At 56.3% G+C, this 22,281-nt stretch carries 22 protein-coding genes and 2 tRNA genes; 16 read left to right on the top strand and 8 right to left on the bottom strand.

The window, feature by feature from the left end:
• Positions 1–145: 145 nt before the first annotated feature.
• From HNI00_RS17815 to HNI00_RS17800, 4 genes are all read left to right on the top strand, one after another.
• The gene (locus tag HNI00_RS17815) at positions 146–826 is read left to right on the top strand and encodes an NAD(P)H-dependent oxidoreductase (protein WP_316788065.1); all 681 of its coding nucleotides are present in this window, start codon (positions 146–148) and stop codon (positions 824–826) included.
• A gap of 30 nt (positions 827–856) precedes the next feature.
• Positions 857–2,011, top strand: coding sequence for a 7,8-didemethyl-8-hydroxy-5-deazariboflavin synthase subunit CofH (gene cofH, locus HNI00_RS17810; RefSeq protein WP_316788062.1), 1,155 nt, complete (start codon positions 857–859; stop codon positions 2,009–2,011).
• A 525-nt stretch (positions 2,012–2,536) separates the two neighbouring features.
• Positions 2,537–3,229, top strand: coding sequence for a PEP-CTERM sorting domain-containing protein (locus tag HNI00_RS17805; RefSeq protein WP_316788060.1), 693 nt, complete (start codon positions 2,537–2,539; stop codon positions 3,227–3,229).
• A 277-nt stretch (positions 3,230–3,506) separates the two neighbouring features.
• Complete coding sequence (locus HNI00_RS17800; protein ID WP_316788057.1) at positions 3,507–4,529, top strand: TauD/TfdA family dioxygenase; 1,023 nt, start codon at positions 3,507–3,509, stop codon at positions 4,527–4,529.
• A 94-nt stretch (positions 4,530–4,623) separates the two neighbouring features.
• On the opposite strand, the gene HNI00_RS17795 is transcribed toward HNI00_RS17800, so the two are convergent.
• Positions 4,624–5,556 (bottom strand): DNA-methyltransferase, encoded by a 933-nt coding sequence (locus tag HNI00_RS17795; protein ID WP_316788055.1) that lies wholly within the window; start codon positions 5,554–5,556, stop codon positions 4,624–4,626.
• A gap of 233 nt (positions 5,557–5,789) precedes the next feature.
• Entirely contained in the window at positions 5,790–6,869 is a 1,080-nt protein-coding gene (gene fba / locus HNI00_RS17790; RefSeq protein ID WP_172356923.1) for a class II fructose-bisphosphate aldolase, read from the bottom strand.
• A gap of 315 nt (positions 6,870–7,184) precedes the next feature.
• Here fba and HNI00_RS17785 point away from each other — a divergent pair, with 315 nt between their 5' ends.
• Positions 7,185–7,763 (top strand): Uma2 family endonuclease, encoded by a 579-nt coding sequence (locus HNI00_RS17785; protein ID WP_316788052.1) that lies wholly within the window; start codon positions 7,185–7,187, stop codon positions 7,761–7,763.
• A gap of 36 nt (positions 7,764–7,799) precedes the next feature.
• On the opposite strand, the gene HNI00_RS17780 is transcribed toward HNI00_RS17785, so the two are convergent.
• Both HNI00_RS17780 and HNI00_RS17775 read right to left on the bottom strand, forming a co-directional pair.
• Positions 7,800–7,871, bottom strand: a tRNA-Lys gene (locus HNI00_RS17780).
• A gap of 266 nt (positions 7,872–8,137) precedes the next feature.
• Positions 8,138–9,007, bottom strand: a complete 870-nt coding sequence (locus HNI00_RS17775; RefSeq protein WP_420156386.1) for an aldose epimerase family protein — start codon at positions 9,005–9,007, stop codon at positions 8,138–8,140.
• A gap of 144 nt (positions 9,008–9,151) precedes the next feature.
• Between HNI00_RS17775 and glsA the strand changes: the two genes are divergently transcribed.
• The 7 genes from glsA (at position 9,152) to HNI00_RS17740 (ending at position 15,282) form a co-directional block, all read left to right on the top strand.
• Complete coding sequence (gene glsA / locus HNI00_RS17770) at positions 9,152–10,177, top strand: glutaminase A (RefSeq protein WP_316788048.1); 1,026 nt, start codon at positions 9,152–9,154, stop codon at positions 10,175–10,177.
• 418 nt (positions 10,178–10,595) lie between these two features.
• Positions 10,596–11,291 carry a fasciclin domain-containing protein gene (locus tag HNI00_RS17765; RefSeq protein ID WP_316788046.1) on the top strand — a complete coding sequence of 232 codons (696 nt, stop codon included), beginning with the start codon at positions 10,596–10,598 and terminating at the stop codon, positions 11,289–11,291.
• A gap of 568 nt (positions 11,292–11,859) precedes the next feature.
• Positions 11,860–12,330 (top strand): hypothetical protein, encoded by a 471-nt coding sequence (locus tag HNI00_RS17760; RefSeq protein ID WP_277774371.1) that lies wholly within the window; start codon positions 11,860–11,862, stop codon positions 12,328–12,330.
• 151 nt (positions 12,331–12,481) lie between these two features.
• A complete protein-coding gene (locus HNI00_RS17755; protein ID WP_316788043.1) occupies positions 12,482–13,087 on the top strand; it encodes a Uma2 family endonuclease in 606 nt (201 codons plus the stop codon).
• Between the two features lie 224 nt (positions 13,088–13,311).
• Positions 13,312–13,734: a hypothetical protein gene (locus tag HNI00_RS17750; protein WP_172356910.1), complete on the top strand. Its 423-nt coding sequence runs from the start codon at positions 13,312–13,314 to the stop codon at positions 13,732–13,734.
• A 200-nt stretch (positions 13,735–13,934) separates the two neighbouring features.
• A complete protein-coding gene (locus HNI00_RS17745; protein WP_297088384.1) occupies positions 13,935–14,096 on the top strand; it encodes a hypothetical protein in 162 nt (53 codons plus the stop codon).
• Positions 14,062–15,282 carry a DUF3747 domain-containing protein gene (locus HNI00_RS17740; RefSeq protein WP_316788040.1) on the top strand — a complete coding sequence of 407 codons (1,221 nt, stop codon included), beginning with the start codon at positions 14,062–14,064 and terminating at the stop codon, positions 15,280–15,282. Before HNI00_RS17745 ends, HNI00_RS17740 begins: the two co-directional genes overlap by 35 nt.
• Before the next feature lie 207 nt (positions 15,283–15,489).
• Here the strand turns inward: HNI00_RS17740 and HNI00_RS17735 are convergent, their stop codons facing one another.
• Positions 15,490–15,909 carry a DUF1622 domain-containing protein gene (locus HNI00_RS17735; RefSeq protein WP_297088379.1) on the bottom strand — a complete coding sequence of 140 codons (420 nt, stop codon included), beginning with the start codon at positions 15,907–15,909 and terminating at the stop codon, positions 15,490–15,492.
• 552 nt (positions 15,910–16,461) lie between these two features.
• Here HNI00_RS17735 and HNI00_RS17730 point away from each other — a divergent pair.
• The gene (locus HNI00_RS17730; protein ID WP_277774365.1) at positions 16,462–16,899 is read left to right on the top strand and encodes a DUF6918 family protein; all 438 of its coding nucleotides are present in this window, start codon (positions 16,462–16,464) and stop codon (positions 16,897–16,899) included.
• 510 nt (positions 16,900–17,409) lie between these two features.
• Positions 17,410–17,880, top strand: a complete 471-nt coding sequence (locus HNI00_RS17725) for a single-stranded DNA-binding protein (RefSeq protein WP_277774364.1) — start codon at positions 17,410–17,412, stop codon at positions 17,878–17,880.
• 45 nt (positions 17,881–17,925) lie between these two features.
• Here the strand turns inward: HNI00_RS17725 and HNI00_RS17720 are convergent, their stop codons facing one another.
• Positions 17,926–20,454: an Eco57I restriction-modification methylase domain-containing protein gene (locus tag HNI00_RS17720; RefSeq protein ID WP_316788034.1), complete on the bottom strand. Its 2,529-nt coding sequence runs from the start codon at positions 20,452–20,454 to the stop codon at positions 17,926–17,928.
• Between the two features lie 186 nt (positions 20,455–20,640).
• Here HNI00_RS17720 and HNI00_RS17715 point away from each other — a divergent pair, with 186 nt between their 5' ends.
• Positions 20,641–21,117: a T3SS (YopN, CesT) and YbjN peptide-binding chaperone 1 gene (locus HNI00_RS17715; protein WP_316788032.1), complete on the top strand. Its 477-nt coding sequence runs from the start codon at positions 20,641–20,643 to the stop codon at positions 21,115–21,117.
• A 202-nt stretch (positions 21,118–21,319) separates the two neighbouring features.
• On the opposite strand, the gene HNI00_RS17710 is transcribed toward HNI00_RS17715, so the two are convergent.
• On the bottom strand, positions 21,320–21,445 hold the full coding sequence (locus HNI00_RS17710) for a DUF4278 domain-containing protein (protein ID WP_156434871.1): 126 nt from the start codon (positions 21,443–21,445) through the stop codon (positions 21,320–21,322).
• Positions 21,446–21,761: 316 nt separating this feature from the next.
• Here HNI00_RS17710 and HNI00_RS17705 point away from each other — a divergent pair.
• Positions 21,762–21,845, top strand: a tRNA-Ser gene (locus HNI00_RS17705).
• Positions 21,846–21,913: 68 nt separating this feature from the next.
• Here HNI00_RS17705 and HNI00_RS17700 read toward each other — a convergent pair.
• Complete coding sequence (locus tag HNI00_RS17700; RefSeq protein ID WP_172356898.1) at positions 21,914–22,174, bottom strand: MoaD/ThiS family protein; 261 nt, start codon at positions 22,172–22,174, stop codon at positions 21,914–21,916.
• Positions 22,175–22,281: the final 107 nt, after the last annotated feature.

Raw genomic sequence — 22,281 nt, 5'->3', positions numbered from 1 at the left:
GCAAATATTAACTTAGCCTTCTAGTGGGAATGCCCTCTCCAGCAAGTCTCCCTACTTTAAGAGAGGTTCAGGAAAGCTAACTGCGCCAGGCCTGACCCTATTGGATGCGTTTCTGCTACAAGCCACTTCACACCAGGCCATTTCTATGACACTTTCTGCTGATCCGATTGCTCCGAATCCGGTTGCTGCCGACACAGTGCTTCAGCAGCTTCAATGGCGCTATGCCACCAAAAAATTTGACCCGTCTAAGACGATTCCCGAACCCACGTGGCAGGTTTTGGAACAGAGCCTGGTGCTTGCGCCCTCGTCCTTTGGGCTTCAGCCGTGGAAATTTCTGGTGGTGCGAAATCCAGAACTGCGCCGCCAAATTGTAGACCTGTCTTGGGGACAAACGCAGGTGGTGGATGCATCGCATCTGGTCGTGTTTGCCGCCAAGGTCAAGACCGACGCGGCCGATGTCGATCGCTACATCGCTCGCATGGCGGACGTGCAGCAGACCAGTGTTGAAAATTTGCAGGGCTTTGCCAATATGGTCAAGGGCTTTTTGGACAAGCCGCCCTACCCGCTGGATTTGCACGAATGGGCCAAGCGCCAGACCTACATTGCCCTGGGTCAGTTCATGACGGCGGCGGCGCTGCTGGGCGTAGACACCTGCCCGATGGAAGGCTTTGCGCCTGCTAAAGTAGACGAACTGCTGGGGCTGGCGGGCGGCGAGTATGCGTCGGTGGTGATGTGTCCCGCTGGCTATCGCGCCGAGGATGACAAGTCGGCCGCCCGTCCCAAGGTTCGCTATCCTCTAGAGGAAGTGATCAGCTATATCGACTAGGCAAGATCGACTAGGCAAGCCAAGGCACCTATGGTAGCGACGCATCCAGGAACCGTGAGCCACATCCTAGAGCGGGCGCTGTCGGGGGCAGACCTGACCGAGGCGGAGGGCGTGGTGCTGCTGCGGCAAACCGACCCAGGGGCGATCGCCGCGCTCCGCCAGGTCGCTGATGAACTGCGACGGCGACAGGTGGGCGAGGTCGTCACCTATGTCATCAACCGCAACATCAACTACACCAATATTTGCGAACAGCATTGCAGCTTTTGCGCCTTTCGGCGCGATGCCGACGCGGCCGGAGCCTACTGGCTAAACGAAGGCGCAATTCTAGAAAAGGCCGCCGAAGCCGTGCAGCAGGGCGCGACAGAAATCTGTATGCAGGGCGGGCTAAATCCAGAAGCACGGATCGGGGGGCGATCGCTCTCCTACTATGTCCACCTAGTGCGCCTCATTAAACGCGAATTCCCCCAACTCCACCTGCACGCCTTTTCGCCCCAAGAGGTACAGTTTATCGCCCGTCAGGATGGGCTGAGCTATGCCGAGGTAATTGCGGCTCTGCAAGACGCGGGCGTTGGCTCCATGCCGGGAACGGCGGCGGAGGTGCTGGACGACGAGGTGCGAAAGGTTCTCTGTCCTGAAAAAATCTCTTCCGCCGAGTGGCTGGAAATCGTCGCCACTGCTCACCGCCTGGGAATGCCCAGCACCAGCACGATGCTCTCTGGCCACATCGAAACGCCAGAGCAGCAGATGCGGCATCTTGGTCAAGTGCGATCGCTCCAGCAGGCCTCTCTTTCTCAAGGCGCGACGGGCATCACCGAATTCATTCTGCTGCCGTTTGTGGGACAAGACGCGCCCAAGCCCCTGCGCCGTCGGGTGGGACGCGATCAGCCCGTGCTGGCCGACGCGCTAAAGCTGACGGCAGTGGCCCGGCTCTTTTTGGGCAATTGGATCGCCAACCATCAGCCAAGCTGGGTAAAGCTGGGGCTAGCGGGCGCAACAGAAGCCCTCCGATGGGGCTGCAACGACCTCGGTGGCACGCTGATGGAAGAACACATCACCAGCATGGCGGGGGCCCAGGGCGGTACGTGCAAGACGGTCGAAGAGTTGCGGGCGGCGATTCTCCAGTGCGATCGCCCTGCCCAGCAGCGAGACACCCTGTATCAGCCCGTTGTCTCCAGTGTGTCCTGACCTAGTGATGATCCATCAGCGCCACAGAAAGATTTGTGAGACTCGTATTATTACGGTGTCTCTGAGCGTGTTTTATACAGCGTAGGTCTGTCTCTGGCGTGGCGGATGGCTCTGTAGTGGAGTTGTTTTACTCGGACTCTTAGAGTCTCCGGGTCGTTTTACAGGAATTCATCCCCGGAGGGCAAAGTTCAAAGATTGTATCAAGAATGGCGTATAAAAGAGTACTTAACTCAATAGAGTGGGTATCTTAAATGTAGTCAGGAATACAATGTTTTATGCGATGTTTTGCGCGGTGTTTTGCGCGAAATATTCGAGCGGAATATTCTCTCCGCATTGTGTACAGCATCCTGTGTTGAATCAGACACAGCGCAGTGAATGGAGCGCATGAAATAGGGCGCATGAAATAGGGCGCATGGAATAGGGCGCATGAAATAAGGCGCATGGAATAAGGGGGCATTAACACAGCGCGTTCTGAGTTTTCTCTCAGCCGCGCCCTTTGATCACTACATCAAGAGGTTTGGATTCGTGAAAAACGCACTCACTACTTGGTCTACGGCGCTTGCCTCTGCGGGCATCGTGGTTCTGATGGCAGCGGTCAACCCTGCCAACGCTGCCAGCCTTAGCTTCTCGGCATCTGATGGCACTCGCAGCAGCACTCCAGTTAACGTCGATATTTTTGCAAAAGATGTGGAAGATGGCGTTGAAGTGACGCTCAAGGTCAACGATTCCAACAACATTGGCGACCTGCTGGCGGTTTACTTCAACTTTGGCGGCACGTTCAACCACAACACGCTGAAGGCGAGCAATGTCACCGGGCAAGACGTAACGAAAGTTGCCTTCAACACCAACAACATCGTCGGTGGCAATATTGGTCAGCGGTTTGAAATGGCGGTTCAGTTTGGCACTGTGGGGGCCGCAGGCGGGCTGCTGACTTCTACTACCTTCAAGATTGCCCAGGCTGGTCTGACGGTTCAGGAGTTCCTCAACCAGACCTTTGCGGTTCGTCTTCAAGCGGTCGGTTCTGGCCCCAACGGCGGTGGCGGCAGCGCCAAGCAGTATGGGGTTGCTCCGACGGCATTTGATCCTGAGAAGCCGCCCACGGTGGTTCCGCCTGCGGGCACTGCGGTTCCGGAGCCGATGACGATTCTGGGTAGCCTGGCAGCGCTGGGTGCAGGCTATTCGGTAAAGCGCAAGCAAGCCAAGCAAACCGAAGCGTAATCATCAGCATCATCATCGACTTCGAGAAGTCTTGGCAAGGGGCGTACCTGGGCATCGGGTACGCCTTTTTCGTGCTTTTTTCGCGCTTTTTTACAGTCTGGGAACTTAAGCATCGCGAAGGCTAAGCTGGAGAAAGCGCATTAGCAGTGCATTAGCGCAGAACTGTTGTGACTGAACCGCCATCGTCGCAATCTGGCGGCTATAGTCGTTCCAGGTCTGAGGAGGAATCGAGATGTTGACGCAGGCATCCACACACCAAGTATCCCCACAACCCCCTTTGCAACCCCCGGCGACTTTGCCGTCAATTCCAGAAACACCAGAAACACCAGAAATAGTAGACTGCGGCGAGTTTGACGAAGCGACGATGAACCTGTTTCTGGCACCGGGGCCCAATCCCTACCAGGACACCGAAGAGTTTTTGTTTGATTGTGAAATGCGGGCAGACGAGATGCCCCGCTTTGTGCGGCGATCGCTCCTAGAGTTTCAGGTGCGCTCGAACAGCGACGGCATTTTGCTGATTCGCGGACTGCCGATTGATCCAGGGCTGTACCGCATTCCCACGCCGCCCAACGCCGAGCGATCGCCCCAAAAAACCACCTTCGTTAGCGAGCGCTGTCTGGCAATGATCGGCAGCCGTCTGGGGCATCTGGTGTCTTATATTCAAGAGAAAAATGGCGACCTGTTTCAAAACCTGGCTCCCGTCAAGGGGACTGAGCATGTGCAGGTGTCTACGGGGTCACAAACCCGGCTCCAGTTTCACCGAGAAACCGTGTTTCATCCCTACCCGCCAGAGTTTTTGCTGCTGTTTTGCTTGCGGCCCGACCACGACCACATGGCCGAAACCACCTACGCCAGCGTCGCCCATGCCCTGCCGCTGCTCTCAGAGGCGCATCAAGACCTCCTGTTCCAGCCGCTCTATCGCACCGGGATCGACTATTCCTTTGGCAATCGCGATCGCACGCAGCAGAGTGACCGCATTTTGCCCGTCCTCTACGGCCGCCGCAACGATCCGTTTTTGAACTATGACGAAGACCTGATGACTGCCACCACGCCGGAGGCAGAAGAGGCGCTGGCAGCGCTGCGAGAGGCGATCGCCCAGGTCTATCGCGGCATCAAGCTCGACACGGGCGACCTGCTCTGCATCGACAATCGCCGCACGGTTCACGGCCGCTCGTCCTTTGTGCCCCGCTACGACGGGCGCGATCGCTGGCTGCAACGGTCTTTTGTGGTGCGCGATCTGGGGCTTTCTGCGGTCGATCGGCTCCCTGGTGAGCGCATTATTCGCACAGCGTTTGAGTAGGCCCTGGGGTCTGCTTTCCTGGCGCTAATTTTGGATTTTGGATTTTGTTTGGGATTTTGACCAGGCTTTTCCTGGTTTCCCTGGCTACAACGCTCTAGCCCCAGATCCGGCTGTTGCGCTCCCAAAATACGCCGTCGGTGTAGCCCTGGATGCGGCGATCGCCCTCGGCCAGGGCCAGCCGTTTTTCCGCCAAGCAAGCGTAAGTCTCGTCGAGTTCAATCCCGACAAACTGCCGATCTAGCTTTTTGGCAACGACAGAAGTCGTGCCGGAACCCAGAAACGGGTCGAACACCACGGCTCCGGGCGGGGAACTGGCGAGAATAATTTTTGCCAGCAGCTTTTCGGGCTTTTGGGTCGGGTGGTCGGTATTTTCGGGCATCGACCAAAAAGGAATGGTCAGATCAGTCCACAGGTTGGAGGCGGCAGTAAGGCGAAAGTTGCCGTCGGGCTGGCGCTGCCAGTCTTTGGGGCTGCCGTTTTGGGTGTAGGGTGCGAGGACTCGCCGCTTGAGCCGCACGGCTTCGGCGTTGAAGTAATAGTCGGGCGACACGGTGCAAAACCAGATATCTTCCGAGCAGTTTTTCCAGTTGGCGCGGGCGGCGCGACCCTTTTCCCGCTCCCAGGTAATGCGGTTGCGGACGATTAGGTGCTGCGCGGCCACCTCATACAGCGCTGGAGACGATTGCCAGTCGCCGCAGAGATAGACCGAGGCCGTCGGCTTGAGCGTGGGCAACAGCAGCACCAGCCATGACTGCACCCAGGCGGCATAGTCCGAGAGCGATCGCCGCCGGACGGTTTGCCCGTTAAACTGCTTGCTGAGGTTGTAGGGTGGGTCTAGCACCAGCAAATCGACGAATTCACCGGGTAGCCACGCCGCCGCCTCAAACATATCCTGGCAAATCGTGCGGTTTAGCAGCTCATCCACTGTCGCAGGGCGATCCAGGTGCAGGAGCCGAGTGCGAAAGTGCGATCGCTCGGCATCGGTCAGCCGCAGCGTGCGATTTTGGGGGGCAGGATTGCGAATCATTCCCTTCTTATAGCGAAATTCCCCCCAAAGCGGGTCAGTGGGGCAGGTCGGAATGTTTTCTCGAAACGCCTTCGCAGATATCAAAAAGCCGCCCCTGCAATGCGAAGGAGCGGCTGAGTAGAGAGCGATCGCCCAAATGGGTCAATTCCCTGAAGGGGCGATCGTCTCGAAATTCAACTTGAAAAATTCAGCCTGGAATTCAACTTGGAATTCGGCTTGAAATTCAAACAAAACTAGACAGAGACGGCTTTCTTCGCCACCTGGGTCAGTTCGCCCTTTGCATACTTGGCGGCATACTCTTCCAGCGAAACCTGCTTGATCTTGCTGGCGTTGCCCGCTGCCCAGAACTGCTGATAGCGGTCGGCGCAGACTTTTTGCATGTACTTGATCGACGGCTTCAGGAAGTGGCGGGGGTCAAACTCCTTGGGATTGGCAGCCAGCGCCTCGCGCACCGCAGCCGTAATTGCCAGACGGTTGTCGGTGTCGATATTCACCTTCCGCACGCCGCTCTTGATGCCCTTCTGAATTTCTTCCACGGGCACGCCGTAGGTTTCGGGGATCGCGCCACCATACTGGTTAATCAGCGCAATCAGGTCTTCGGGCACCGAGGAAGAACCGTGCATCACCAGGTGGGTGTTGGGCAGGCGGCTGTGGATTTCTTCGATGCGGCTGATGGCGAGGATTTCGCCCGTCGGCTTACGGGTAAACTTGTAGGCTCCGTGGCTGGTGCCGATGGCAACGGCCAGCGCGTCTACCTGAGTCCGCTCCACAAAGTCTACGGCTTCGTCAGGGTCAGTCAGCAGCATGGAGTGATCCAACTCGCCCTCAAAGCCATGCCCGTCTTCTGCTTCGCCCTTGCCCGTTTCCAAAGAGCCGAGGCAGCCCAGTTCGCCTTCCACCGAAGCGCCGATGGCATGAGCCACTTTCACCACTTCGCTGGTGACGGCCACGTTGTAGTCGTAGCTGGCGGGCGTTTTGGCATCTGCTTCCAGCGAACCGTCCATCATCACGCTGGTAAAGCCGTTCTTGATGGCGGAATAGCAGGTCGCAGGCTCGTTGCCATGATCCTGGTGCATCACGATGGGAATGTGGGGATAGGTTTCCACCGCCGCCAGAATCAGGTGGCGCAGGAAGTTTTCACCTGCATATTTCCGAGCGCCACGAGAAGCTTGCAGAATCACCGGGCTATCGGTCTCGTGAGCAGCCTGCATGATGGCCTGGATCTGCTCCATGTTGTTGACGTTAAACGCAGGGATACCGTAGCCGTTTTCGGCCGCGTGATCCAGCAGCAGTCGCATAGGCACGAGCGCCATAGAAATTCCTCCTAGTCGGTGTGTTCAGCTAATTTCGGCGTTGAACAAGAAAAGCTTACGATAATCTTAAGACACTTTTATCACCGGACGCGAGATCGTCCAGTAAGTCGGCTGCGGATCGTCTGGTTGCAGCCTGTCTTAAATTATTCTAAGTATAAATGCTCATCCCGTCTTTTGCACAGAGATATCGACGGCAGATTAATCTGGCTACGGATTGACCAAAATTTACCCAGATTTACACTGATCTGACGACACCGAATTTACGACACCGAATTTACGAATTTATTTTACGAATTTACAAGGAGCGTGAAACCGATGACGATCGCCCCTGAATTGCGATCGCTCAGTGTGCAGGACTATCGCCGCATGGTGGAAGCGGGCATCCTGGCTGCCGACGAGCGCGTAGAATTGATTGAGGGACAGCTTTATACAATGGCAGCCAAGGGAACGGCCCATAGCGCAGCGGTGACTCGGATTGATCGCGTATTGTCACGACTGCTGGCGGGTCGAGCGCTGCTGCGGTTCCAAGACCCGGTGCAGTTGAGCGATTTTTCGCAGCCAGAGCCAGATGTCGCTGTGGTTCACCCCGACCCGCTGGACTATGAAGATCACCACCCCACGCCAGCGGAAATCTTCTTGCTGATTGAAGTGGCAGACAGTACGCTACGCCGCGATCGCGACCTGAAGGTTCCGGTTTACGGGCGATCGGGCATTCAGGAATATTGGATTCTGGACGTGCAGGAGCGTCGCCTATACGTATTTCGAGACCCTGGTGGGGCGGGCTATGGTGCAGAACAAATTCTGTCGGAACAGGAGGCGATCGCTCCACTATCCTTCCCCGATTGCTTAATTCAGGTCAGCGAGTTCCTGCGATCGCCTGCTGCACAAGCCTGAAAACAGCAGTCGTAAAGCAAAAATTCTGAGAAAAAATGGGTCGCCTGGGATTCGAACCCAGGACCAATCGGTTAAAAGCCGAGTGCTCTACCGCTGAGCTAGCGACCCGTCAGTGCCAAGCGCACCGATTAATCAATATATCACCTGTCCGTGGAGTGTGGCTATCTTTTCTAGGCTTTTCTGAGAAAGTCTGGATGACTTTCTAGAGGGTAGCAGCGAGGGCGATCGCCCCTTTCCGTATCCTGTGAGGTTGCGTGTCCCGAAAGTTCGCATATCCCACAAATTCGCGTGTCCTGCAAATTCGTGACCGTCTTTTAGAAAAGCCACTGGAAAAGCTACTGGAAAAGCCACGCCACCCCAGGCCAGGCTTTGCTTTACGACAACTGGGCCGTGATGCGGAAACTCGTCCGCACCGTGCCGCCCGGAGCCAGTTCAATCAAATGATCGCCCGTGTTCAGCGCATTGCGCGGCCCCGTCCAGGGTTCCAGACAGTAAAAGTCCTTGCCCTTTAGCGTCCAAAACACCAGCATCGTGTAGGGATCGTCAAAATCCAGCCGCAGCTTCAGGTTTTCCCGAAAATCTTCCACCGTTGCGGACTGAAACGACAGCTTGCGAAACAGCACGTCGATTTCGTCTTGGCTGAAATCGAACCCATCCATATAGGCGTGGGTTTCCTGCGTGCGCTGGTCTACGTATTGCGTTGAGGGAATATCGAAATCTAGCCGCGCCTTGTCCGACACCGAGAAATAGGGATGTAGCCCCAGCGAAAAGGGCATGATGGTATTTCCTGAATTGGTGACCTGCTGCTGCAACACCAGGCGATTGCCCTCCAGGATGTACGTAAAGTCCAGCGAAAACTCGAACGGATAGAGCGCACGGGTCTGGTCGCTGCTGCTCAGGTTGAGCGTGATGCTGGCTCGATCCAGCGCTTCGGTATGGGTGACTTGCCAGGGCAGGTCGCGGGCAAAGCCGTGCTGCTTCAGCAGATAGGTCTGGCCGTTGTAGGTGTAGGCATTGTTGGGCAGGTTGCCGCAAATCGGAAACAAGATGGGAATGCCGCCGCGCACGCTGAGGCTGGGGTCTGCAAAGCGGGCTTCGTCGAGATAGAGAATGTCGCGCCCCTGCACGCTCCAGCGAGTGATGATGCCGCCGCGCTCAGGCACGACCTCTAGGCGGGCATCGGTGGTCGAATCGGTCAGCGCATAGGTGAGATATTGGGATGGGTGCTGGGAAACCTCAAACACGGCTTTGGGGAAATTAACGACACCTCTAATCATGGACTGCTCTGGCACAAACCCCAGAATTTATTAGAATTTTCTGGGTTTTCCAGATGCGGTAAGCCCTGCTTTTCTCGCCTGTCTTCTCCACCCCATTCCCCAAACGTTGCCATGCCCGACGATGCCAGCCTATGTCGAACACCTGATGCAGTGCAGTCTTTTTTGGAAGGTCTTTACCAATCTTGCTGCGAGCTGCGTGGGGGCAAAGTGGCGGACTACATTCCCGAACTGGCCAAGGTAGATCCCAATTTGTTTGGCATTTGCCTGGTAACGGCGGATGGACAGGTGTTTGAGGTGGGTGATACGGCGCATCTGTTTACGATCCAGTCCATTTCCAAGGTGTTTGTGCAGGGGTTGGCGCTGGAAGATCACGGGCGCGACTATGTGCTGGCGCGAGTGGGCGTAGAACCTACGGGCGATGCCTTTAACGCGATTATTTTGGATGAAGCGTCGAAGCGGCCCTATAACCCGATGGTAAATGCGGGGGCGATCGCCACCACCAGCCTGATTGCTGGCGACGGCCCGACGGAACGGCTCAATCGCCTGCTGGATATGTTTCGCCGCTACGTCGGGCATGACATTGTAGTAGACGTGGCAACCTACGTGTCGGAGCGGGCCACGGGCGATCGCAACCGGGCGATGGCCTACCTGATGCGCCATTTCAAAATGGTGGACTGGGACATCGAAGAAGCGCTGGATCTGTACTTTCAGCAGTGTTCGGTGATGGTGTCCTGTCGGGATCTGGCAGTGATGGCGGCGACGCTGGCCAACCAGGGCGTGAACCCAATGACGGGCGATCGCGCGGTCGAGGCGGGCTATGTGCGCGACATGCTCAGCGTTATGTATACCTGCGGCATGTATAACTTTGCAGGCGAGTGGGCCTATCGCGTAGGGCTACCTGCCAAAAGCGGCGTTTGTGGCGGCATTATTGCCGTCGTGCCCGACCAGCTTGGCATTGCCGTCTTTTCGCCGCCGCTGGATGGGCGAGGCAACAGCGTGCGCGGCGTGCGCGTGTGCGAAGCCATCTCTCAAGAATTTGGGCTACACCTATTCGACTCGTCTCGCGGCTGCCACTACTTTTTAGAGCATCTCGGTGGAAAAGAGCGTCTCATCTCGCTGTCCAGAGAGAACTCATAATCCTCTTTGAGATCTTTAGTCTTGCTTAGTCTTGAAACGCAATGTGCAACGTTGCCGATCCCCCTCACCCTCAATCCCTCTCCCAGAGCGGGAGAGGGACTTCAAGCCTCCCTTGCTTCCCTTCTCCCGACCTGGGAGAAGGGGTTGGGGGATGAGGGCAGATTGAAAGTTGCACGTCTCGTTCTTAAACTTTTTCAAGGCTTTGGGGCGGTGTTTCCCGCAAAACGTCGTTTGTCTGAGTTTTTCCTCTGTCCTGAGATAGATCTTTGCCACGGGCGAATCTCCTACCTCTGGTTGACGGTTTCTCCGTCCTGCTGATTTTAGACTGCTACGAGTCTGTAAGTATTCGCAACATTTCGCAATATGCGGGGTTGTTGATTAATCGTTCAGCAAGGCGTTTAGTCGCAAAGAGGTAACCATGAACATCAAGCAAACGAGCACTCGCAATCAGTGGATCAAGCTGCTGGGTCTGGGCGTTGTAACGGCGACTGTAGCCTACACTTACCCCGGCATGGCCTCGATGGACGAAGTCATGCCCTCTGCCGCAACGACCGATGCTGTCTCTGAAACCGTGGCTGGCGAGACGACGATGGGCGAAACGGTCATTGATGCGACGGTTACGGGTGCTGAAGCGCCTGCTGATATGCCGACGGCGGAGGTTGCTCCAGGAACCGACGGGGCAACTGCGATGGCAGCGGGCACGTTGACCCAGATTGTGTCCGAAGGGGAATCCTTTAGTACGCTGGAAGCTGCTCTCAAAGCAGCAGGTCTGGACGGTGCGCTAAACGAAGCTGGCCCGTTTACGGTGTTTGCTCCGACCAACGAAGCCTTTGCGGCACTGCCCGAAGAAACGTTGCAGGCGTTGCTACAGCCCGAAAACCAGCGTGTGTTGCAGCAAATCCTGGCGTATCACGTGGTTTCCGGTAGCGTCACCTCAGACGCGATTCAGCCCGGCGAGGTGGCCACGGTCGAGGGCAACTCAGTGGCGATCGCCCAGGATGGCGAAACCGTCACTGTCTCCGGCGCTCGCGTCATCCAGGCCGACATCGTAGCTAGCAACGGCGTGATCCACGTAATCGATCAGGTGCTGATTCCCCCCGGACTCGACCTGTAATAGTGGACTAAAGGCGTTCTATTCTCTATCTCTACTCCCTAAGGGGGGCGTTGCATCGGCTCTGCGCTGAGCAGCGACCCCGCTCCACACCAAAGCATGGCACCAGTGTCCAGCATCCTGGCAGGTCAGTCAGGCGGTTGGGCACTTTCTTGTTTCTGGGCACTTTTCTATCTTTGATGCAGCCTTTGATGCAGCGAGCCTTTGCAAAACTGGAGAATTCTGAGAAATAGTGTTGATCGTGACTGCGGTCAGCAGGGTCGTATCGCACTATAGATTGCAGTTGCACCTGCGGGCTGGTGGTTGTGTCGAGAGACATTGCCAGAACGCTGCTCTTTCGTACCTTTACCTTGATTCATGCTGAACCGTAAGATCTACACTCAAGAGATTTACACTCAAGCCATCCCTCAAGTTATTAGCCAAGTTATTAGCCAAGTCATTCGCCAAAGCATTCTCCATCACGCCTAACCCGGTTCATCAACCCAAATCCAAAACCCAAAATCCAAAACCCAAAATCCAAAATCTAAAATTCCAAAACCCCGAACGGGGATTCATCGCAGGAGCAAGCAGCGTGAATGCAGCAGAACAGGCAAAGGGGCTGGAGCTAGCCGCCAAGATTGCCGCCGCTGTTAATTTATTTAAGTCTTACTTTCCCGACGCGCAGGCAGACCTGAAGCCCTGGGCCAATGACCCCAGCACCCGCGAACTGGTAGACCCCGACTCCATCGACATTGGCTTTCACCTACCGGGCTGGAGTCCTCGGTTTCAGGCCCGCAGCATTTTGGTGCAGATCCGCTTGTTTGAGGATGAAGCAGCGGCAGAATCGGGCGAGGGGGCGATCGCCCAAACCCGCCGCGTCATTGGTCTAGAAGCCGTCGGGCTGACGCACCAGGGCGAGCAGTGGCGCTTGTCTACCGTTGGCGAGTGGCGCGTGCTGGGAACGCAGCAGCCTGTCGAAGAAATCCAGACCCGGCTGCGGTCGTTTTGTACCCAGGTCTATGAGCTATTCAATGGGAACGCTAAGCAGGGTGGTGAATGCTAAATAGCGATTGCTAAATAGCGATTGCTAAACAGTGATTGCTAGACAGCGATTGCAAAAGCCGAAACCGCTGTCTTGAAAGGGCGATCGCCCCAAGCCGATACAATAAACTTATGCAGTGACTCTATGGCTGTTCTGGCCTACCTTAGCCCCAATGGTTGCAGTCTCCGTTGATCACTACGTTTCTCCAGAAGAGTATCTGGCGGAGGAAGCCGCCCGCCCTACGAAGCATGAGTATCGCGATGGCTATATCTACGCGATGGCAGGCGGCACCGATGCCCATAATCAAATCGCAGGGAATGTCTATACCCTTCTAAGGACTCATCTGCGGGGAGGTTCCTGCCGCGTTTACTTTGCAGATGTGAAAGCTCACGTTGAGGAACTGAACTGCTACTACTATCCAGATGTGATGGTGACTTGCGATGAGCGCGATCGCACGACGAATACTTTCAAGCGCTATCCTTGCCTGATTGTCGAAGTTCTGTCCGAAGCGACGGAAGCCTTTGACCGGGGCGACAAATTTGCCGACTATCGCCAAATCGAGAGCTTGCAAGAATATGTCCTGATTTCTCAAACCCGGCTCCAGGTAGACGTGTTTCGTCGTAACGAGGAGGGCCTGTGGGTGCTGCATCCTTACAGCGAGGGCGATCGCGTGTTGCTGACCAGTGTGGGCTGGGAAGGGGCGATCGCCGACTTGTACGAAGCCGTTGATTTCCCAAGCCCCAAAGAACACCCACCAGCAGCGGACGAGAACCGCTAGGGAAACGCTTTGGTCTAACGATTTGTTACAGAAACGTGGTTTCAGGGCTGTGAACCGTATGGGCCCTTTGAAAGGTGGAAATAGGATTGAATGACCCACATCGAGTTCCGATTTCCTGTTTCCAGGTTGCTTCCAAAGTTCTTTTCAACGCTGGGCACAAATTGAACTGAGCCACAGTCATGGGATATGGAATCGGTGCTCGAATCTACCCCATGGAATTCGTTATGAAATCAGCGTTTCTGTTTGTTCTCGTTCCTGCCGTAATGCTGGTCGGCGTTGCCCTACCCCAAGCGCAGGCACAGACTGCTCCAGAAGCTCGTCAAATTTCGCAAGTTTCCCTAACGGCGATCGCCGAAAGCTTTATCACCCGTCTTGGAGACCAGCAGTTCGAGTCGGCCGTTGCAGACTACGAAGCCAGCCTACAAGATGTAAACGATATCAGCGCCCGCTCAATCCAGACCTATTGGAATGATATTGTGGCTGAGAGTGGGCCATTTCGGCAAATTATTCGCTCTACGGTTCTTTCTGACGGCAGGCCCAATGGCGAGTCTGTGGTCAGCGTTGTCTGCCAGTTTGGGCGCACCAATCGCGAACTGTTTGTAGTGTTGTCTGGTACTGATGTCGTTAGTTTTAGCCCAGTGGAATAGGCTGCTTTCGAGGATTTGGATTAGCTGGATCGTCCAGCTAGCCAAGCCTCAAGCCACTTCAGCCCATTTTACTTGCCCCGCTCCTCGATTTCGTTTGATCGGCGGGCTGTCTTTGGGAACACTAGCAGATGTTAGGTGCAGACCGACTGCAAATGGTTGGATGCCCCGTACGGTCAATCCACAAGCTTGGAAACCTTCTGATGCCTACGCTGTGGGTAGCGGGTGGCGATCGCGCTGGAGATCTGATTCTCAGCGTCCTGTTGCTGCTCGATCCAGCCCGGCCGCAGCACTCAATTTTGCAGTCCTACTTCATTTCACATCTCAGCTATGAAACGTTTGCGTCATCGTCTCGTAGCCCTTAGCGCGATCGCGCTGGGTGCTCTGTCTATTTCCGCTCCCACCTCTGCCACCACCTTTGGTCAGCAAGAGGTAGACCAGGGTCGATTCATCGCCGTGTCATCTTCTGGCGTGACCACCCGCCGGCTGCTGATTTTGGAGCAAGTGTCTGATGCACGCCCCTGCTGGAGCGAGTCTGGGGCAAATCCAACCATTGTTACGCCGCTGCTGCTCCAGTTTGATTTCACGGGTATTTGCAACCGCGCCACCGACCGCAACGGCTACTCGATTCGGGTCAATGGCCAAGATATGGGGCTGGATTACAGCATCCGGATTCTGCCGCAAAACGGCGACCTAGTGATGCTGGGCGTACCCAACGACCGCTCTCGCCCGCAACTGGTCATCGGCCGGGCGAATGGCTTAACGGAAGACTTTGCCAAAATTACGCTGCAACCGGGCTGGCGATTTACCAAGCGCACCTTTGGCGATCGCACGCTGGGCCACGTCTATCTCACCTACGAAGGGGTCTTCCCGCCCGGAGATGTTGCCACACAGCCCACGCCGACCCCAACCCCCACGCCGACCCCAACCCCAACCCCCACGCCCGTCCCGGTCACCTTCACGGACATTTCTAGAGACATCTACGCCACGCAAATTCGCAACGCGGTTGCTGCTGGATTCATTTCGGGCTTCCCCGACAACACTTTCCGCCCACTGGATACGCTAACCCGCGAGCAGTTGGTGTCGATGGTGCTGGATGCGCTCACCAAAGCGCCCAACGTCAACCTGCGGATTCCTGCCGCCGCCAGCGGTGACCCCTATCGAGATGTCAATGCATCCCGCTGGAGCGCCGCCAAGATCCAATTTGCCCGCGACAACAATATTGTGCGCGGCTACGAAGACGGCACCTTCCGTCCGGCACAGCCCGTGACCCGTGCTGAACTGGTGTCTGTGCTAAAGCGAGCGGCTGAGTTTGCGCTGACGGCGCGTGGCTCGTCGCCTACCCTGCTGCTGAATCAGCCCACCCGAACCTTTGCCGACACCACAAACCACTGGGCCTCGGCGACCATTACCGAGCTATCGGGCTTCTGCGGCGTTGCGTCTCCGCTGAATGAGCAGGGCAACAACTTTGCGCCCAACGCCGCCTCCCAGCGCAACTATGCGGCTGCGGCAACGCTGCGAACCCTCGACTGTTTGCAACTGCCTCAATAGCCTCTAGGACTTACGCAGTTGGACGATTTCTCGCGGGCGCAGCCCGCGAGAAATCGTCCACAGCCCAGAAAGCCTATCGCAAGTGCGTAAATCCTGAACCTCAATAACTGTCTTCTGTGGCGAATGGCGATCGCCCCTTGAGCCAGCCTTCTGCCGATGGTGGAGGTTCTGGGCCCAGGGGGCATCTTTTCTGCTTTCTGTTGCGCTTCACTCGACCTGGGTGGAACGCACCACGTTGTGCGACTCCTGAAGCTCCCGCACTTCTCGGTGCAAAAAGTAGTTGAGAAAGGTGCGGATGCCCGTGATCGCCGCCAGTTTAGCGATTTCGTTCCAACGGGGAGAAACCGCCGTGCCCACAATGTCGGCCGCCAGCAAAAACTCCAGCGCCAGCGCCAGAGAAAGCCCCAAATCCAGCCGGATCGGCGGCTGCACGACAAAGCCCTGATAGCGAAACATGCGGACATACTTGCGGATCGCTTTGACAAGGGCGATCGCCACAATCAAAATCGCAATGAACTCCAGAATAATTTTTAGAAGCAGCGCCATTTCCTGAAGCAAAAACTCTGCTCTGTGGATCAGCGAGCTACTTGCAGACAGTGGATCGGTTGCCGGGAGATGAACCAGCATAGAGAACGCCAAACTTCTATAAACTGAACGAGTAAATCAAAGCTGGAAATCGAATGCTCAGACAAAAGCAGAGATCCATAACCAGATTCATAACCAGCCCAACCAAACCCAAAGATCCATCCAACCCTGAGAGGCTTTGATTCGAGTTTTAACCTCCCTCCCCCCTCTTTCCCTCATGCCAGACGACTTGCCGATTTTTCTAATCAGTGCCGGATTGGTGATTGTGTATCTGATGATTTCAGCCCTGACCGAAATGGGCACCAAACTGCCCTGGAAAAAATGAGACAGCGGAACGGGAGCCTAAAGACCGAAATCCTGCTGTAAAATAAGCTCCAGTCAAAAAAAGATTTACATACTTGTTAAGACTGTCCGAAGATCGCTATAGAAATCTTAAGATTCCAGATGACCTGGCTTAGATCAAGAAGAAGTGGGCAGAGTAACGCTGTGGACGCGAACGGAACTCACCCCATGCATCCACCTGTCGTTTCTGTCCAACGCATTCGCTCGACGCATTCACCGACCCATTGAGGCATAGCAAAGAGGCACAGCATCATGGCGCTTAGCGACACACTCAGCGATCAAACCACCACTCAAAACCTCGTAGCAGATTGCGTCAAGCTCATCGACGAACAGGTTGCCGCCAAAGGAGGCATTTCGGGGCTGGCGCTGAAAGCAGCTTACGGAGTTGTGAAAGGCGTAGAGCCAAGCTATATTTCCGGCGCAATTCGGCGGCTATTGCCCGAAGCCCTTGCTGCGCTAGATCCTATGTGGAACGAGGGCATCCAGTCGGGCGACCCGGTGCAGCACCTAATCCAAAACCGCGATCGCACGGCAGACACCCTGCTCAGCGTCACCGACCACAAGATTGAAAAAGCCAAAAACAGCGTAGTGCGGGCTTCCTACGGCAAGCTGCGAACCTCGGTCAAGGGCGACGTAGAGGCAGCCGTGCCTGGACTGGCGCAAATTTTGGGAACGCACGTCCAGAGCTAGCCCTGCGCTGGGATTGAGGCGATGTAGCGCCATACGAAACTTAGCGCCATACGAAACGTCATCCCAAAGCTGCCGCTGACTGCAACTTCCTGACGGCGATTTGATCCAAAGTTTCCATTAAGCCAAGAAGAACTCAGCGTGTTTTGCCTGGGTTCTTTTTGATGTTCGTTTTGCAGTTCTTTTGGCAATTCGTTTCGTGGCTGGCGAAGTCTGCACCGAGTGTATCCCACTTTTGTAGCCCTCACCCTCAATCCCTCTCCCGCTTTGGCAGAGGGACTTCCAATCCGTCTCTCCTTCTCCCTTTTTGGGAGAAGGGGCTGGGGGATGAGGGCAAACTTGCAGAACTGGGATGCGCCCTATTCACCGCTATTTTTCGCCAGACAGCTTTTTTGGAGCCATCACCGTATAATCGACCCGGATCGCCTGCCTGGGACAGATGTTAAAATATGAGTTTAAGAAATACACCTGTACTCTGCTTGGGTTGAGCCAACCACACCGCCAGGAGCATTTATGAACAACTGCATTTTGATGGCTGAGGTGATTCAAGAGCCGCAGCTTCGCTATACCTCCGATAGTCAAACGCCAATTGCTGAGATGACGGTGCAGTTTGCGGCGCTGCGCGATAACGAGCCGCCAGGACAGATCAAGGTAGTGGGCTGGGGCAATCTGGCGCAAGAGATTCAGGCAGGGTTTCATGTGGGCGATCGCGTCATTCTTGAAGGTCGGCTGGGCATGAACATGATCGACCGCCCAGAGGGCTTTAAGGAAAAGCGGGCAGAGCTAACGGTATCCCGCATTCACCGCATCGAAGCTGATGCCAGCCTGAAGTCCTCTACTGCCGACGTACCAGGGACAGCCGCATCCCGTCCCGCTGCGACTACTCCTGCTGCTCCGCCGGCCTATGCAGCCTCCACGGCCAAAGCTGCCCCCGCCGCCAAAGCTCCCGTGGAAACGGCCGATTATGACGATATTCCGTTCTAGGTTAGACATTCCGTTCTAGGCTAGACAGGTTAATCCCTAACCCGCTTAATCCGCTAAACCGCTTGTCTGCGGGCGAGTTTCTGCGTGGATTTCTGCCATCTCAGGTGCGCTCAGGTCGTAGAGTGCGTAAACGGCTGCGTCGATTTGGGCATCAAGCTGGGCGATTTCCGCAGGGATCGCGTCGCGAATCGCCCTCAGGTTTTGACTTGTTCCGCAGTGATGCCGCTGTTTCGCCAAGTCAATCAGGACTTGGTGTAGCCCAGGGCGATCGCTCTTTTCACCCAGCGCTATGGGAATCTGGCGCAACTGGGGCGGCCCCACGCGCAAATAGCCGCCCTGGAGCGCGTTGCCGCCGTGCCGCTGCACGAAGTACCAGTGGATTAGCGAACTGTTCAGAATCGCCAGCAGCAGCCACAGCAAATTAGGGCAGGTCGCCAGATGCTTGGCTAGAGGGGAGGACGAGTTGGGCGCTTGAATAATTGAGGTCGATTTTCCCGCTAGCACGCCCCCTGACTCATCCAGCGCACACTCCAGCCGTCGGGTCATGCCCGCGACGATTAGCTTGGGTTGGGTAGCTTGTCGCTGGCGCTGGGGCGAAAGTTGGCACAAATGTTGTGCAGGCAGGATGGGGTGCAGGTAGCGATCGCCCAAATAGCGCAACGGGCGATCGCCCCACCGCAGGCGATAGGGATCGATCGTGCCGCTGTTGACCAGGCGCAGGTCGCTGGGTGCAGGCGTGGGATGATTGCAAATCCAGCGCTGGAGGTCATAGGCTTCGGCTACCGTCGCCGCTCCCCGCACGCTGGCAATTTGCCCCAGCGTCGGAAGCTGCTGCAACCGGGCCATTAGGCTGCCTGCCTGTTGCGAATCGCCCAGCCACCATGCTTCGCCCTTGGCGTATAGCCATTGCCGCCGCCCCACCTCCGTCAGTGTTTCCATCACCTCATAGGGCACTGGTTCATAGGGCACTGGTTCATAGGGCATTGGCTTTTGGGTCACTGGCTTTTGGGTCACTGGCTTTTGGGTCACTGGCTCTTGGGTCACTGGCGCACTTGCACGAATCGAGTCCTGGCTTGGAGAACCTAAACCTGGCTTTTCCGGCTTTCCCCGCCGCGCCACATACACCAGCGGATAGACCGCCGCCCGAAACACTGCCACCTGGGCATAGTCCCGCAGCGCCACAAGCTGACAGTTCTCTGCTAAGAGCGATCGCGCTGTGGCAGCATACCCCGCCGAGCGCAGCTTGTTGGGCACCACCAGGCTCGTCATTCCACCCGGACGACACAACTCCAGCGATCGCTCGATAAATACGCAAAACAAGTCCCAGTTGCCCCTAGCACAGCCATAGCGCTCGGTGCAGGCACGTCGCCAGTCGGGGGTTTCCAGACTCATCTGGGCAGCGTCGATATAGGGCGGGTTGCCCAACACCCCGTCAAACCCGCCTGCCTGTGCGGCTGATGGAAAGGCGGTGGCCCAGTCCAGACCCAGCAGCGCGTCAGCACAAACTAGATTTTGCGTCAGGTCGGGTAGCACAAATCCCGGTGGCGGCTGTCCCTCCAACAGCTTGAGCTGGAGCGAGAGACGGGTGAGGGCGATCGCCGTTTCATCCACATCCACCCCATAAATACAGTCGAGCAGCACTTGCTGACGAGTGTGCCAATCTACTGGGCGATCCACTGGGCGATTTACTGGGCAATCCACTGGATAATCTAGGCGATCTGGGCGATCTATTGGGGCGATTGGGGGCCGCTGGGTACAGGGGGGGACAGTTGCCCCGTCCACACTCGCCGAATTCGCAGACCAACCCGCTACCCACCGCAGCAGCGCATCATAGGTCGCCAGCAAAAATGCCCCTCCCCCCGCTGCCGGATCAAGGATGCGCGGAACCCCCAGCAGCTTTTGGGTAGGGTCGCTCAACAGCCGCTCCAGGGTTTGCGAAACGCAGTAGTTCACCAGCGGCTCTGGCGTATAGTAAATTCCCCGTGCTTTGCGGCCGTCTGCTTTTGGGGCAGCCCTCGGCGCACATTGTCCGGGTGACGGGGCCCAGGCGAGGCACTGCTCATACAGTTGCCCCAGCCGCGCCACCGGGTAGGGAGCGCAGAGAAAGAGCGATCGCAGCAGCGCAAGCAGGGCCGCATTCGTCTCAGGTGACAAGGATGGCAGGGCCGCCACCGGAAACGCCAGCCCGTGCTGATGATTGGCAGCGGTCAAAAGTTGATCCAGCGCAAACTCATCGGGTTTGAGGGATAGCCAATGTACCGCCAGCAGTTTGCGCTGCTGATAGAGCGGGATGCACAGCAGCGCCAGCAGCAGCATCCGGGCGTGGGCGTGGTCGGCGGGCTGAGTGGGTTGGCGATTCGCAAAGCAATCCCTCCGGGAATCGCCCAGGATGGCCAGCAGCTGCCGATAGCTCCGCGCTGCCCAGGTTTCCAGGTCGCTCGTGCCTTGCAGAGAATGAGGGGCGATTTGCGAAGCGACCTCTACGGGAATCGCCCCACTGGGAAAATCATCTACCGCATAGGCTCCACGGGCATCCGACTGGCGCAATTCATCCGACTGGCGCGATTGAAGCATAGCAAGACGACCGCAGAAAAACGGCGAGAAGACTCCACCAAAAGACACAGAAGACAACTAGAATACAGCCGCTAGAAGACAGCCGCTAGAAGACAGCCATCCAGTCATCCGAAAGCTTACTATGGCATTGGATCGATGGCACAGAATCGATCGCGTCTCGCTCCTACGTTTTTCTTATCGCACGCTATGCCTTTGACGTTTACCAACGCAGTTCAAGAACTGACCTATCGCAAGGTGTCGGACTACCTCACGACCTCTGCGCTATTCAAGGACTCGCTGCAAGTTTTGTCCTATGCTCCCCGGTTTAACCTGTCCTACGGTTCGGCCAAGGTTGAGGTAGAGGTGCTGGATTGGGAGGTGCATCCCTGGGACGAGCGAGAACTGGCAATTGTCAAGGCGAGTAGCTGCGTTACCCTGGGCAGCCGAATGGATGAGCCGCTGATGCGATATCTGCTGATGGAAAACCACCGGATGCGGTTTGGCGCGTTTCATCTGGCAGAGACGGGCGGCGTGATTTTTTCGCACAGCGTCTTGGGCGGGGAGAACATGGACTTGATGGAACTGCAAACCTGCATTTTGTCTGTGGTGACCATCGCCGATACCTACGACGACTTGATTATCCAAAAGTTTGGCGGGCAGCGGGCGTGCGATCGCCTACCCTGACCGCCCAAACCCCAGCGCCCAAACCCCTAACGCCCAAAACCCAACAAAGGTAGGGCTTACACACTTGCGATCAGGGTTCTCTCGTTCAACTGCGTAAGTCCCAAAAGAAAAACACCCAGCAGCCCCCTGCTAGGTGTTATGTCGCTTCGGAAATCCGATTTTTTCTACCAAAAACTACCAAAAACGTCGCATGGCGGATGAACTATTGCTCTTTCTTGACCTGAGCATGTAGCTCAACCCCACGGTACTTACCAATCACTTTCCCCGAAACTGTGGCGACGGCGGGAACGTTGGCTTCGTATTTGATACCGCGATAGGAGAGGTTCATAGCTGGTTTCCTTTTGAATTCCATGCTTTTAGAATAGGGCGGCAGACCCGGCCCACACCTCATCCGAGCGTCTCACCTGAGCGGGTGAACTTCTGCTTAAGAACGTTTCCCGTAGGGATCGCTTCGCGAATCGCCCCCTCCCGCCAACTCTGCCAATCGCCCATCCAAAATCTCGAAAATAATCTCGAAAATCTCGAATCGGTTAGGCCTTACGCACTTGCGAAGTTTTCTAGGTGTTGGGCAACTTCTCGCGAGCTGCGCCCACGAGAAGTTGCCCAACTGCGTCAGTCCTTTCGGTATAAGATTGAAAAAGCTCGGAGAGGTGGCAGAGTGGTCGAATGCGCTCGACTTGAAATCGAGTGTCCCAAAAGGACCGTGGGTTCGAATCCCACCCTCTCCGTTTCGGAGTGTTTTGGAATCTTGTGAACGGCGGCGCAATCTAGCGGCTCTGTGCGTCGGCCGCCTGCATCAGCCGCCGCTGACGGGGGGAATTAGCACGACCTCATCGCCGTCTTGCAGCACCCAGTCCGGCTCTACGAACTGATAGTTCACGCCAAAGCGAGTGAGCGATCGCCACTGCTCCAGTTCGGGATGCTCCTGCAACAAGCGATCGCACACCTCAGCGACGGTTGCCCCCTGCGGCAGCGCCAACACTAGCTCCGGCATACCGTAGGCTTCCTGGTAGGCGGCAAATAGCTTGATGGTCACGGTCACCGTTGGGTCAGACACACTCGACAGGCTCCAAAAACCAGGTTAGACCAGAGCGAGATCGCAGACCGGTGTGCTGCAAGCTGCTCAGGAGCGATTAGGCGCGAACAGAAGCAAACGGGCGATCG

Origin of the sequence: Thermoleptolyngbya oregonensis NK1-22 (genome assembly GCF_032705245.1) — a bacterium.
GTDB classification, from domain to species: Bacteria; Cyanobacteriota; Cyanobacteriia; order Elainellales; family Elainellaceae; genus Thermoleptolyngbya; species Thermoleptolyngbya sichuanensis.
This window is presented reverse-complemented; position numbering and strand designations above follow the sequence as displayed.